This window comes from Diplocloster agilis, from assembly GCF_019042275.1.
In the GTDB taxonomy this organism is placed as follows: Bacteria; Bacillota; Clostridia; order Lachnospirales; family Lachnospiraceae; genus Diplocloster; species Diplocloster agilis.
Window position 1 is genome coordinate 15918 of the sequence record NZ_JAHQCW010000013.1, and the last position, 13265, is coordinate 29182.

The 13265-nt window shown below is 54.4% G+C and carries 10 protein-coding genes; 1 reads left to right on the plus strand and 9 read right to left on the minus strand.

The features are described from left to right. Positions 1 to 170: 170 nt before the first annotated feature. Positions 171 to 1334, minus strand: a complete 1164-nt coding sequence (locus KTH89_RS09465) for a glycoside hydrolase family 27 protein (RefSeq protein ID WP_238721466.1) — start codon at positions 1332 to 1334, stop codon at positions 171 to 173. Positions 1335 to 1540: 206 nt separating this feature from the next. Here KTH89_RS09465 and KTH89_RS09470 point away from each other — a divergent pair, with 206 nt between their 5' ends. Next, positions 1541 to 2377, plus strand: coding sequence for an AraC family transcriptional regulator (locus KTH89_RS09470; RefSeq protein WP_238721467.1), 837 nt, complete (start codon positions 1541 to 1543; stop codon positions 2375 to 2377). Positions 2378 to 2805: 428 nt separating this feature from the next. On the opposite strand, the gene KTH89_RS09475 is transcribed toward KTH89_RS09470, so the two are convergent. From KTH89_RS09475 to KTH89_RS09510, 8 genes are all read right to left on the minus strand, one after another. Beyond that, positions 2806 to 4194: an MATE family efflux transporter gene (locus KTH89_RS09475; protein ID WP_238721468.1), complete on the minus strand. Its 1389-nt coding sequence runs from the start codon at positions 4192 to 4194 to the stop codon at positions 2806 to 2808. A 257-nt stretch (positions 4195 to 4451) separates the two neighbouring features. Further along, positions 4452 to 5816, minus strand: a complete 1365-nt coding sequence (locus tag KTH89_RS09480) for an efflux RND transporter periplasmic adaptor subunit (protein WP_238721469.1) — start codon at positions 5814 to 5816, stop codon at positions 4452 to 4454. A gap of 14 nt (positions 5817 to 5830) precedes the next feature. Further along, positions 5831 to 8182, minus strand: coding sequence for an ABC transporter permease (locus KTH89_RS09485; protein WP_238721470.1), 2352 nt, complete (start codon positions 8180 to 8182; stop codon positions 5831 to 5833). Continuing rightward, positions 8176 to 8883, minus strand: coding sequence for an ABC transporter ATP-binding protein (locus tag KTH89_RS09490; RefSeq protein ID WP_158345437.1), 708 nt, complete (start codon positions 8881 to 8883; stop codon positions 8176 to 8178). Before KTH89_RS09490 ends, KTH89_RS09485 begins: the two co-directional genes overlap by 7 nt. Beyond that, positions 8846 to 9496 (minus strand): TetR/AcrR family transcriptional regulator, encoded by a 651-nt coding sequence (locus KTH89_RS09495; RefSeq protein ID WP_158345438.1) that lies wholly within the window; start codon positions 9494 to 9496, stop codon positions 8846 to 8848. Before KTH89_RS09495 ends, KTH89_RS09490 begins: the two co-directional genes overlap by 38 nt. Positions 9497 to 9675: 179 nt before the next feature. Further along, positions 9676 to 10299 (minus strand): ABC transporter ATP-binding protein, encoded by a 624-nt coding sequence (locus KTH89_RS09500; protein ID WP_158345439.1) that lies wholly within the window; start codon positions 10297 to 10299, stop codon positions 9676 to 9678. A gap of 61 nt (positions 10300 to 10360) precedes the next feature. After that, positions 10361 to 11743 carry an FtsX-like permease family protein gene (locus KTH89_RS09505; RefSeq protein WP_238721471.1) on the minus strand — a complete coding sequence of 461 codons (1383 nt, stop codon included), beginning with the start codon at positions 11741 to 11743 and terminating at the stop codon, positions 10361 to 10363. Positions 11744 to 11747: 4 nt separating this feature from the next. Then, positions 11748 to 13247, minus strand: coding sequence for an ABC transporter permease (locus KTH89_RS09510; RefSeq protein WP_238721472.1), 1500 nt, complete (start codon positions 13245 to 13247; stop codon positions 11748 to 11750). Positions 13248 to 13265 lie beyond the last annotated feature (18 nt).

Here is a 13265-nt window from a genome sequence, read left to right on the forward strand (position 1 = left end):
ATTCTTTAAAATACTCAATTTTCTTCCGGAGCTGCTCCTGCGTCACCCCATAAGCGCGGGCCAGGCAATTAAGGCACAGGCATTCTTGTGCGCCCCGGTTAACCAGCCGCCGGAACAATCCGATCTCATCATGAGTCAGCGGCTTTTGGCATTGATAACACCGGATTTGTCTATAGCCCCCCATAACCGCATTCCACCAGTTCCGCCCGATAGATCCGGCAGTCGTGGGCCGGTATCTGCTGCGTGTAGATCTCATGATATGTGCCGGCGTCTTCCCCGGTAAAAATATCCTTCAGCCGGAAACCATATCCGCATCTGCTGTCGATACCGATATCATAGAACCGCACACTGGCTTTTGTATCTTCATCCCCAAAGTTAAAGATCCCGATGGCGTAGGTTCCATCGCTCAAATGTTTAAACAGCACACGCATGTTTTCGTTCCCGAGGCCATCGTCATTGAACTGGAGCTTATGAATGTAAGGTGGCCTGGCTTCCTCATCCTGATCGATATCCAACAGTTCACGGTTTGTCAGCAGGCGGTATGTTTCATCTGACATCGACCGTATGTCCATCCCCAGCACCAACGGCGCGGATAGCATGCACCAGAATGCGAAGTGCTGCCGGTATTCCACATCGGTACACCCCTCGCCGAAACCAATGCTGCCCTTTCCGTAAAGCCCGGCCACCAGCATATCCAGATCATTAAAGCATCCCGGAGCGCTGTAGGGCAGATTATCAAGCTGGCTCAGCGCGATACTGCGGATCGATTCGTAGGTATCCGTGATATCCCTCGTAGAACGGAACATTCCCGCGCCTGTGGAACGTACCCATTGGGGCGTGTCATCCCTTCCCCAGTTACAGGCCGAAAGCACAATATCGCGGCCTGTAGCTTTAAGCGCCATGCTCATCCGGTTATACAGCATCGGCCCGTCCGCCTGAGAAGGTTTGTAACAGTAGTCGTACTTTAAAAAGTCGACTCCGATATCGGCAAAAAACTTGGCGTCCTGAAACTCATGTCCGAAGCTTCCGGGAAAATCCATGCAGGTGCGGATACCGGCGCTTGAATACATACCGAATTTAAACCCCTTGCTGTGGACATAGTCCGCCACCGATTTCATTCCATGGGGAAATTTGGCCAGGCACACCACCAGATTTCCCTTCTTGTCCCTTTCCCGCTCGAGCCACGCATCGTCGATGACGAGATAATTGTATCCTGCCTTGGCAAGCCCGCTCTCAACCATAGCATCCGCGGTCTCCCGGATGATTTCGTCATTGATTTTGTTCGTAAATGCATTCCAGGAATTCCAGCCCATTGGCGGCCGTTTTACGTACATGATATTCCTCCTTTTCTTACTGAGCGTTTGGCCCATTCCAGAGCAGTTGTCTATGCAACCGTTCATATTGTTCATAATAGCAAACAAACTCACCTTTTACAGTTGTTTTTTGATTCATTTTTTACACCATTTGTTTCAAGGGGCCCGGTATTCATTGTGCAACTTTATGATAAATGCTATACTGAAACTGAAAGGAGAGTACCTTCATGTCGAAATATTCCGCTCAAAAACCACCTTTAATCATCCATTATTGCGGCAGCGAAGTATGTTCGCCGAAGCATCAGTTTGGTCCGGCTGTTCGTAAACATTATCTGCTTCACTATATCAACTCCGGGCAGGGATGGTTTTCCCTGGGAGATAAATCTTATCACATGCAGGCCGGCTGGGGATTCCTGATATGTCCGAATACCATGGTGACCTATCTGGCTGATGAGACCGATCCCTGGGAGTATTCCTGGGTCGGCTTCAGCGGCCAGTACTGTGAGGATATATTAGAAAATATAGGCCTGTCCCCTTCTCTGCCGGTGTATACCACCATCGACCCGGAAAAATCCGCCGCTTATATGCGTCAAATTCTGGAGAGTAAATATTTGAATGCGGGACGGGAATTCGCTATCGCGGGAGCATTTCTCTCTTTCCTGTCCACGATCAAAGGTAATATCAGGCGTCCCGAAGATTCGGAGCTCAACGATACCGCGGCTCTGGCCACAGATTATATCTTCCGCAACTACTCGTACGATATCTCGGTGGACGATGTCGCTCATGCCGCCTGTGTCAGCCGGGCCACTTTGTACCGCGTTTTTAAGGAGTGCTTTGGGGTTTCCGTGCAGCAGTATTTGATGGACGTGCGTATCTCCACCGCTGCTGAGATGCTTTCCACAACGGAATATTCTATCAATGAAATCGTTTATTCCTGCGGGTTCAGCAATTATCAATATTTTATCCGGCTTTTCCAGAAGAAAAAGGGGATATCCCCTTCCCAGTACCGAAACCATTTCCGTATTCGGAATTTTGGATATGATTCCTGTCCGGACAGAGAATGAAAGAAACGAAGGGGCTTCGTATGTCCGCTGCTTAGGGCTTTGAAACGCAGACGGTATACGGGGACGCTGCGGGCGGCCGGATTCTTTTGTATCTCCCTGGAAGCGCGGAGGGCTAGCGCTGGAATACGCTAAGTGAAATCGAAAAGCCGGGTTCAGGAACCGAGCCTATTCACCGGGAACACCTGATGTGTTCCCGGTGAATAGGCTCTTGCCCGTCGGACGTGAAGTCCGCCGTGCATCCTGAATCCGGCTTTTCAGTTTCACTAAGCGTATTCTCAGCCGCCCTATACGCTTCCAGAGAGATACAAAAGAATCCGGCCGCCCGCAGCGTCCCCGTATACCGTCTGCGTTTCAAAGCCCTAAGCAGCGGACATACGAAGCCCCCAGGAAATACGAACCATATATATTAACACGTCTCCGGCCGCTGTTCAACGAGGTTGCGGTTTTTCGTACCGGGTGAGCCAGGAGCCCAGGAGGTAGTAGGCCAGCATCAGAGCCGCGCAGAGCACCCAGGTGATAATATAGCCCAGGAACACGACCATGATATCCTGCATAATGGGAGTCATAACCGTAAGCCAGACGACCCGGACGACACACATAGTCCCCACCATGATCAGCATAGGGATAACGGTCTGGCCGGAACCTCTGATGATACCACTGCATACATTGGCGAACGCCACGAAGAGGTAGAACGGGGCCAGGGTCTTCAGCATGTAACTTCCGTAGTGGATAACATCCTGTTCCTTGGTAAAGATCCGCAGGATGACAGGTCCGAACAGATAGACAAGGACGGACAGGGTCAGGGTGATAATGAGGGTAATGATAAAACTTGCGCGGGCGGTTTTTCGGACCCGGTCATATCTGCGGGCGCCGATGTTCTGCCCGACAAAGGTTGTGCCGGCCAGGCTCAGGCTCATAAAAGGCAGGATGACAAAAGCGTCCACTTTTGTGTAGGCCCCGCAGCCCGCCATGGCTGCCGCGCCGAAACCGTTGATCTTGGATTGGACGATAACGTTTGAGAACGCGATAATGGACTGCTGCAAGCCCGCGGGCAGGCCCACCCGCAGAATTTTCAACAGGTATATTTTATGTATTTTCAGATCTCTTAGAATCAGGTGGTAGGACTCCGTAGTCCGAATCAGGCGGATGATAATCAGAACCGCCGATACGGTCTGGGCTATGATGGTGGCGTATGCCACACCGGCCACTCCCATTTTGAAACATACCACAAAGATCAGGTCCAGGGCCACATTTACCAGACTGGAGGCGATCAGATAATATAGGGGGCGCTTGGAATCACCGATTGCGCGCAGGATTCCCGCTCCCATATTATAGATCATCAGGGACAGGATTCCTGCGAAATAGATTTTCAGATAACGGACCGAAAGTTCCATCACCTCCGCAGGAGTGCCCATCATCCTCAGTATAGCCGGGATGAAGAGTATCCCGCAGAAGGTCAGGAATACGCCGCTGATCAGAATCATGGCTATGGTGGTGTGCACGGCGTCGTGCAGTTCCTTTTTCGCATCCGCCCCGTAATATTGGGATATGATGACGCCTGCGCCTGTGGACAGCCCCAGGAAAAAACCGATCAGCATATTTATAATAGACATGCTGGAGCCGACGGCCGCCAGGGCATTCTTTCCCACATAGTTGCCGACGATAACCGAATCCACCGTATTATACAACTGCTGGAACAGGTTCCCGATCAGCAGGGGCAGGGCGAAAAGAAGCAGCTGTTTCCAGATTACCCCGCTTATAATCGCATTCTGCCTGTTTTCTCCATCCTGACGCTGTTCCACTCTCATCTCTCCCATAACCTTTTGATCCTTTCCCTCTCCTTTATTTTCCGGTGTGGGAGGGGACTGTCCCTTTCCGGCAGCGCAGCAGGCCTGCAAGAATGTCGAAAGAGGAAAGGGACTGTCCCCGGATGCCCGCCCGAATACGGAGCCTCGATTCGTGCCGGCATCCGGGGACAGGCACCTTCCTCGCTTTACTCTTTCCTATAGGTCAGTCGCCGTCCGGAATGAGCCAGTCCCCTCTCATCCGGCTAAAATGAGCCAGTCCCCTCTCATCAGTATGTGACTCTGCTGCCGTCTTTTACTTTGCTGTCATAGGGGTTTGTGATGACGGTCTCCCCTTCTTTAAGCCCGGAGCGGATCTCCACCCGGCCGGCGCTCTGCACGCCGGTTTCCACCGGTACCAGTACGGCTTTGTTCTTTCGGATTACATATATGGAGCTGCCCGCCCCGTCCGGGATCAGGCTTCCGATCGGGACGGATAACACGTCTTCGGCGGCGGTAAAGGTGAATGTGACATCCACTTCATACCCGGCTCCGATCGCGGCCGGAAGATTCCCGGCGGATAATTCCACCGTACAGCGGTTTTCGGTCAGGCCCACCGTAGATACCACATCGTCCGCCACGGGAGAAATGAAATCCACAGCCGCCTCAAAGGAGGTCCCGTCCGCCAGGGTGCACACCGCGGTATCCCCTGTCTTCAGAGCCAGCGCGTCCTCGGCAAGCAGGGACACCTGTATTAACATCCCCTCTTCGTCATAGATGACCGCCACCGGCTGGTTTTCCGTGACGAATCCCCCCACATCCGCCAGCAGGTTCCACAGAACCCCTGTCTCAGGCGCGGTCACCGGGCCCCGCTCCATCTTTTCTTCCAGATCGTCGATCGTGATCTGAAGCTGCTGTGCCGCCGCATAGGAACTGTTATCTGTGTTGGAGCCGCTCTTGCCCAGAGCTTTTAACTGCTCCTCACAGGAGGCGATCGTCTCTTCATAATAAGCCCGGGTGGTGTCGGAACTATTGTTCTGGGCAATGATCAGCTGATCCTCCGCCGCATTCATCTGGCTTTGCAGCGCCTGCACTTCCCCTTCCCCCGGAGTGTAGCTGCCAGGCATATCCTTGTAATAATCCCGGGCGTTTTCATAGGACTGGACCGCCTGCTCATAGTTGATCCGGGCGATGGAGAGCTGGGCGTTTGCCGTCCCTCCTTCTCCGAACAGGCGGTCATACTCCTGTCTGGCGGCCGACAGCTGCTGCTCCAGCTGGGCGCGCCTTACGGATATCTCCGCCTTCGCGTTCTTATTCTCGGAGTAAATAGCCGACTGCTGAAGCTTCAGGGAATCGATCTGGTTCTGAAGTTCCTTTTTCACAACCGACGTGTCGATCTCCAGAAGAGTATCCCCTTCCTGCACTTTCCGCCCCACTTTAACAGGCGCTTCCCTGACGGTTCCCGTCATGTTCGCGTTGATGGTGATGCTGTGTCCGGGCGCCAGATGCCCCTGCTCCGTAACTTTCTCCGCAAGGGGGCCCCGTACGGGAGCTTCCGCCTGCACCGGCAGGGACTGCAGCAGATAGAACGCGCCGGCGCCGGCGCAAAGTACCACTAAGACGACCGCAAGCAATATTTTATATCTTTTTTTCATGTTGAATCCCCCGTTTATTCTCGTTCACGCAGAAGTTCCACCGGCGTGATTTTTTTCATTTTCTTTAAGATCGCCCGGTTGCTCATCGCCACCGCCAGGAAAATAAGCCCCACGGATACCAGCAGGGAAGCGCCGTCCACAAAGTCCGGAATCGAGAACAGCTCCAGAGCCATCGTGCTGGAAATCAGCCTGCTGGCGCCCATGGTCATCGGAACGCCCAGTATCACTCCTCCGAAGGTGAGCAGCCATTGGCTGACCGATACGGTGTCCAGGCATTGCCGGTCGGACAGGCCCAGCATCCGCAAAGTGGCAAGCTCCCGCTTAAGCTCCTCGAAGCTGATCAGCGAGCTGGTGTAGATTACCGCCAGCCCCACCAGCACTCCCATGAACGCCATCACTCCCATGATACCGGTTAAGTTCCCCATCATGCCCCGGTATTGGTCCACCCGCTGCTGCCGGTTCTGAATCGTGGTTACCGATGTAGCGTCATCCAGCCGGTTTAGCAATTCCTGGCGCACCGGCTCCGGCGCCTTGATCAACATGGAAGTATAGGCATCCCGGTATTCGCTGATCTTTTCTACCCCTTGAAGGGACATATAGGCGCTGCTGCCCAGATATTGGGAGAACACTGCGGTCACCGGAACCCGGCTGATACGTTTTTCCGGGTAAGACACCTCCACTTCCAGCAGGTCGCCGGGCGACACGCCAAGCCTCCCGGCCATGTGGACCGACAGGACCAGTCCTTCCGGCTGTACCCGGACCTCCTGCCCGTCCTCGCCATAAAGGCGGCACAGCTCGGAGTCCTGGGGAATCCCCTGGATCACGGAGTCGATCTCATCGCCCGGCCCCCGCAGGACCGCCGGTACCTCCACGATCCCCTCGATCCGTTCGATACCGGGGCTTCGCACCGCGCGCCGTGCATCACCGGCTGCCACCGGGGCGCTGAAGGATACGGTTATGTCCTGCTGCTGGTTCTTTTCCAGATAATCAAACAAAAAGACGTCAAACAGCGAATTCATAGAGACCAGGGTCGCCGTAATCATATAGGCGCAGGCGATCCCGAACAGCGAGAGCGCCGAACGCCTGGGATTACGGGCGATACTGCGCACCGCCATGGTTCCCGGCACAGTAAACAGTCCGGTAAATCCCGGGATCTTCTCCAGGAACAGCTGCCTTGCATTCTTCGGCGGGGCGGGACGAAGCGCCTCCGCCGGCGCCAGCCTGGTTGCCGATTTCACGGACAAGCCTCCCACCACCGCACAAAAAAGGGTAGCGGCAAAAATACCGATGATCATATAGCGCGGCGAGACCGGCGACGACACTTTTGGAAGGCTGAAATATACCCGGTAAAAATCCGCCATCGGTCCCGCGGCCATACTCCCGCCTATCCCTCCGAAAAATCCGCCTGCCAGTCCAACCGCAGCTCCATAAGCGGTATAATGCCAGGCGATGGACCGGGCCGGAATGCCGAGCGCCATCAGCGTGCCGATCTGGGTCCGCTGCTGTTCGATCAGCCGGTGCAGCGTTATGTACAGGATGATCGACGACACCATCAGAAACAGGAAGGGAATGGCTGCCGTCACTTTATTAAGCTGTTCTAATTCCATTTCCAGAACCGAGACGGAAAGTTCCTCTTTATTTTCATAGACCCGGTAGCAGCCGTAGGGTTTCAGGGTTTCTTCCACATCCTTTCGGACCTGTTCCCAGTCCGCGTCCGGCCGGAGGGTCAGGACGAAATTATTGGCCCGTCCCTGCATGCCGTATAATCTCGCCATCATATCGTAATCCATAAACGCGGCGTCATAAGTATCCGGCGTAGGCAGCAGTTCGTTGATATTTTTCACCAGATAAATATTCTCCGGCGATATCCCGGCGCCCACTATGGTAAATGCGGTTTCCCGGCCCCCAACGGAGAGCTTCAGGGAATCGCCCGGCGACAGATCCCATGCCTTGCTGAAACCATCTCCCGGGATGATCTGCCTTTCTCCCGCCTGGGGCATCATTCCCCGTGATAACAGAGGCAGATTATAGCCGTCCCCGCTGACAGAGATAAGTTTTAACTCCGCTTCCGCCGGCAGCCCCGCCACCCGCGCTGTTTTCACCAGCCGGGCTTGTGCCCTGCTGATTCCCTCGATGCGCTCCAGCTCCTTCACGGCCGAGGCCGGTGCTTCCTGCACCTCCGCAAACGCGTCGCAGAAATTGGTCTTCTCAAAAAAATAATCCTTGGAATCTTCCAGCTGGTCCGCCGCGATCGACATCACCGAGTATCCTGCGAACCCCGTCATCACAATAACCGCTGCCACGATATAGGAAGCGGCTCCTTTGCGCATATCCCGAAGCATCTTCCGGAACAGATATCCTACCATGTCATCTCCTCCGCAGATACGGGAGCCGGGTTTACTTCCACCCGTTCGATGCGCCCGTCCCGCATATAGAACACCCGGTCGGCCACCTGGGCCATCCCCGCGTTATGAGTGATGGTGATCACCGCACAGCCCAGACGTTTCCGGACTTCCAGCAGCAGATTCACCACGGCGATACTGTTCTTGCTGTCCAGAGCGCCGGTGGGCTCGTCGCACAGCAGCAGGCCTGGATTCTTCACGATCGCCCGCGCGATGGATACCCGCTGCTGCTCCCCGCCTGAGAGCTGGGATGGAAAATGCCTGCTCCGCTCCTTAAGCCCCACCATCGAGAGCGCTTCGTCGGGATTCATGGGGGAGGAGACGATACTGGCGGCAAGGGCTACGTTTTCCCTTGCGGTCAGGGACGGGATCAGGTTAAAGAACTGGAACACAAAGCCTACGGTGTCTTTCCGGTATTCCGACAGCTGCACGTCATTTAACTGCGTAAGCTCCCTGTCCCGGTACCAGATATGTCCGGCGCTGGGACGGTCCATTCCCCCCAGCATATTAAGCAGCGTACTTTTTCCTGAGCCGGACGGCCCCAGCACCACGATAAATTCACCTGCCGCGATATCAAAAGCCGCTTCCGTCAAGGCGTTGACCTCAACGCCGGCACTGCCGTAGGTTTTACTTAAGGCTTCCCCCCGAAGTATGGTTTCCGGCATGCTGCACCCCCTTTTCTGCAATTCCGTATATCAGAATTTCGAAGACCTGCTTTATTTTTTCGAGAGCCTCTTCCCGCCCTCCCTTGCTGTAAAAATCCTGAAGAAGCGAAGTGGCCAGCGGTAAGATCATCTCGATCACCAGATCCAGATCCACGTCTTTTCGCACCAGGCCTTTTCGCTGATCCTGCCGCAGATACTCAAGCACCTCGCTCTGGGACCGGCCCATCTGTCCCACGATATGCCGGATGAACTCGCTGTCATCCTGCGCCATCAGCATTCCGATCTGATTGTACCTGGGACAAAGCTCGATCCATTCCAATATCCCCGGAATAGAGGCAAGCGCCGCTTCGAAAAAGGTGATGTCGCCGGAAGGTTTCGGGTACCTTGAAAATATTTCCAGCTTCTCATGGCCGATCTTATCTAGAATCAGCATATAGAGATCCTCTTTCCCTGAAAAATACTGGTAAAAGCTCCCCCTGGGGATACCGGCCGCTTTGACAATCCGGTTGATGGACGCGTCTGAGTAACGGTACCTGGCAAATTCGTCGATGGCGGCTTCTATGATCCGTTCTTTTTTGGGCGGTGGGAGATTTTCGAATGTAGACGTGGGCATGGATGGTCCTCTCCTTTTTCAACATGACAAGGTTGTCACATCATTTTTATCAGTATAATACACTCTCTTGAAAATAGCAATACAGAATTAAGGAGGGACCGGCCTCCTCCGAATCTGCCGCCGCCCGGAAGAGCCAGTCCCTCCAATTTCGAAACTTACTGTTTGTATATGTAACGGCTTTATGCCACCTGGCCGCCATGTAAGGTAATCACCACATCCGCCTCTTTTGCCACTTCATTGGAATGGGATACCATCACCACACACCGTCCATAGGTTTTTGCCGCATCCTTGAACACCGCCGTGATCTCCCGGGCCGTCGCCTCATCCAGGTTACCGGTTGGCTCATCTGCCAGGATCACAGGGGCCTGAGACGCCAATGCCCGGGCGATCGCCACCCGCTGCTGCTGGCCGCCGGACAGCTTCAGTACATTACGCCTGGCCTCCTCCCCGGTCAGCCCCAGCCTGGCCAGCACCGGAAGCGGCTCCTCCTTCGCGGTCAGGCACACATTCTCTTCCGGCGTCATATAGTCGATCAAATTATAGTTCTGGAACACAAAGGAGACGCCTTCCCGCCGGTACCGTTCCAGCCCGATTTCCCGGATTTCTTTTCCGTTAAATATGACCTGGCCTGCGCTTGGAACGTCCATGCCTCCCAGCAAAGATAGCAGCGTGGTCTTTCCACAGCCGGACGGCCCCAATATCACATACATTTTTCCTTTTTCAAATCCCAGATCAATCCCGTTCAAAACCGGCCTGCCTTCCGTATAATAATAGAAAACCTGTCTCGCTTCCAATATGTTCATTCTAACCTCCCGTATCCCATAGCTCCCAAAGGACTATGATCCTGCCGATCTGCAAATTTTCTTATTCCATGACCGTTAAGAGTTCCTTCGGCTTCCTGCGTACGATCACAAGAAAAGATATTCCCACCGAAATACCGACAATCACGATCCCCATAACGCCGGACAAGGCAAGCGCCGGGAGCCGCAGCTCCGCCCCGAAGTTTACCTCCGGCGCTGCCGCATCCACGTCCACGGGATCATTCGTGAACGTGTAGGATACCGCTTCCGTATTCTCCTTTGCCTCCCCTGCGGCATCATGATAAAGCACCTTCCCGGCCTGCCGGGACAAAGGAAAGGAAACGGCGGCCGCCAGGCAAAAGGCCAGTGCAAAGATAAGACCGCACTCCAGAAAATGCTGCCACAGAATATTCCTCTTGGAAATCCCAAAAGCCATCAGCACCCCTGCCTCATGAATGCGGTCCCGCTCCCACAGGGTCAGCAGCAATGAGAGCAGGCTCACACTGATTACCGTGATCAGCCCCACCATCAGAAAAGTCATTCCGCTCAGCCTGTCCAGCGGTTCCACACTCTTTTGATAAGCCGTATTATTAACGGTCAGTTTCAGGGAATCCCAGTCCACCCCATCAAGCCTTTGAACCTCCTGCACAATCCGATCCAATTCTTTTGGGTCTCTGGCGAAAAATGCGGCTCCCCCGTTAAAATATCTCTGTACCGTCCCCTGCAGTTTCCGGCCAATTTCCTGACTGGTTGCGGCGTCTATGAAAATGAAGTTAGCCGGCAGGTCACATTCCGGTGTGTTCTGGTTTCCGGCCTCCGTGTGCATTTCATCAAAAATGCCTGCGATCTGCAGCCGGTAGCCGTCCTCCGAAGCGCCCGCGCCGGCAGCTTCACCTGCCACAGTGCCGTCTTCTGTTAGATATGCGGTAAAGGTATCGCCCGTCTTCAGCTGATTCATCTGCGCTAATTCCCGCGATATTAACGCCTGCCCCGTATCGTCCGGCTTCAGATGCCGGCCTTCTTCCAGGGTAAAAATATTCAGCACAAAATATTCATGCAGGCTGCTGTCGTTATTGCCCAGCAGGCGGGTCATCTGCGCTTTGCCGTCGCCTTCCCCGGTGAACTTTCCGGGCTTTAGGGTCAGCTCCGGCACGCTCAGATACCAGGTATCCATGGCGTTATACGCTTTTATCCCCTCTGTTTCCATCACCTGATCGATCAGCTGCCGGTCCGTGAACTGCCGGATATTCATCTTCTGGTAATCGGGCGCGATCTTAAAATATCCGCCTATGCTTTCCCGCAGCTGAGCCGCCGCTGTCTTAGCGGCCCGGTTGACCGCCATCCCTGCCAGCAGCAGGGTCATAATGACCAGAAATGTGACCAGCAGCAGCGCCGTTTTTCCTTTTTTCCGAATAACAAAAAGATACGCTCTGCGATATGCCGGCATAGCATCACCCTCCTCCCAGAATATCCCGCGGCTTCTGCCTGATCACCCGCATGGATGAGACGACCACAGATGTGACCGACACCAGCAGCATGGTCAGGAATACCCCCGATGCGGTTCCCGGCGTCAGATGATACGTAAGCGACACCTCAGCGTCCGGCATTTTATTAACCATCACATTGGATTGCTGGTCTATGACTACCTCGAAGGGCTGGGCGCTGCCCGGCGAGCTGACCATTCCCGCCAGCCCATTCCCGATCACATCGGTTACCGGCCCGGCCAGCAGACCGGCCAGCAGAAAGGCCGCTGCGGCCACTACACAGCATTCCAGAAGGAACTGGGCCAGGGTTGTCTGCTTTTTCACCCCGATGGAGGCCAGTATGCCGATCTCCCGCTTTCTGCTCCGCACCCACATAGTCAGAATCAGGGAAAGGACCGCCAGCGCTCCCGCGGCCATTATAACAGCCAGCACCGTGGACAGCTTTACCATCGTCCGCAGCGGGCCGGCCGCGGCCTGATAGTCGTGATCGTAGCGTTTCAAGCTATAGTAGCTCCAGTCCACCGTATCGTTTGCCAGGACCTGTTCCTTTACGGAATCCAGCAGCAGAGGGTCTTCCACGAACAGGGTCACTTCACTGATCACCCGGTCGCTTTCACGGGCCAGCACGTCATTGCCGTAATGGGTATTGTATTCAACCTGCGCCCAATGCCGCATGTTGGGGTCTGCGAAGATAATATTGGCAAAGATATTGTCCTCGGAAGTCCAGTTAGACAGATCCTGTTCGAAATTGATCCGGAAAATCCCGACGATCTCCGACTCAAACGCCGTCCCATATCGCTCCCCGGTGATAAAATCAAAATTATAAGAATTGATCCGGTCACCGATCTGAAGCCCGTTCATCTTTGCCAGCTCCTCTGAGATGACAGCCTTTCCATAATCTCCTGTTTCGATATGGCGGCCCTGTGTCAGCTCCAATGCGCCGTTAGCGAAAAATGGATGCCACCGGCCGTCTTCGATCAGATAAAAACCATTGGTATGGGAATAGGTCTCATCGGAAAGCCTGCTCTGCCGCAGGCTCTCGTCCAGCCCCTGCGGGTCCGTTTCTTCTATCTGCTGCAGCTCCTTCGAATACCCTCCCGGCCTTACCTCCAGGCCGGTATATAAGGTTTCATGCCCCATTTCGGAAAAAAATCCGCAGACTCCATCGATATCCAGCAGCTGTTCCAGCTTGGACTGGGTCAGCAGGGGCACCTTCAGCCTCCGCTCCATCTCCCCGTCCTCATTTTGAGCCAGTTCAAACAGATGCTCCCCCGATATCGGATTCATTTCCAATACGAGTCCGGTGTTCATGGTCTTTCGCACTTCATCCGCGGCCTTTTGGGCGCTGGCGCGGATCGAGAGTCCTACCAGCAGGAAAAGGCCCGTCACAAGCATGATCAGGAACAATAGAATACTTCTCACTTTTTTCCTGGTGACGTATAAATATGCCCTCTTAAAAACACCCATACAAAACCCCCTTTGCCA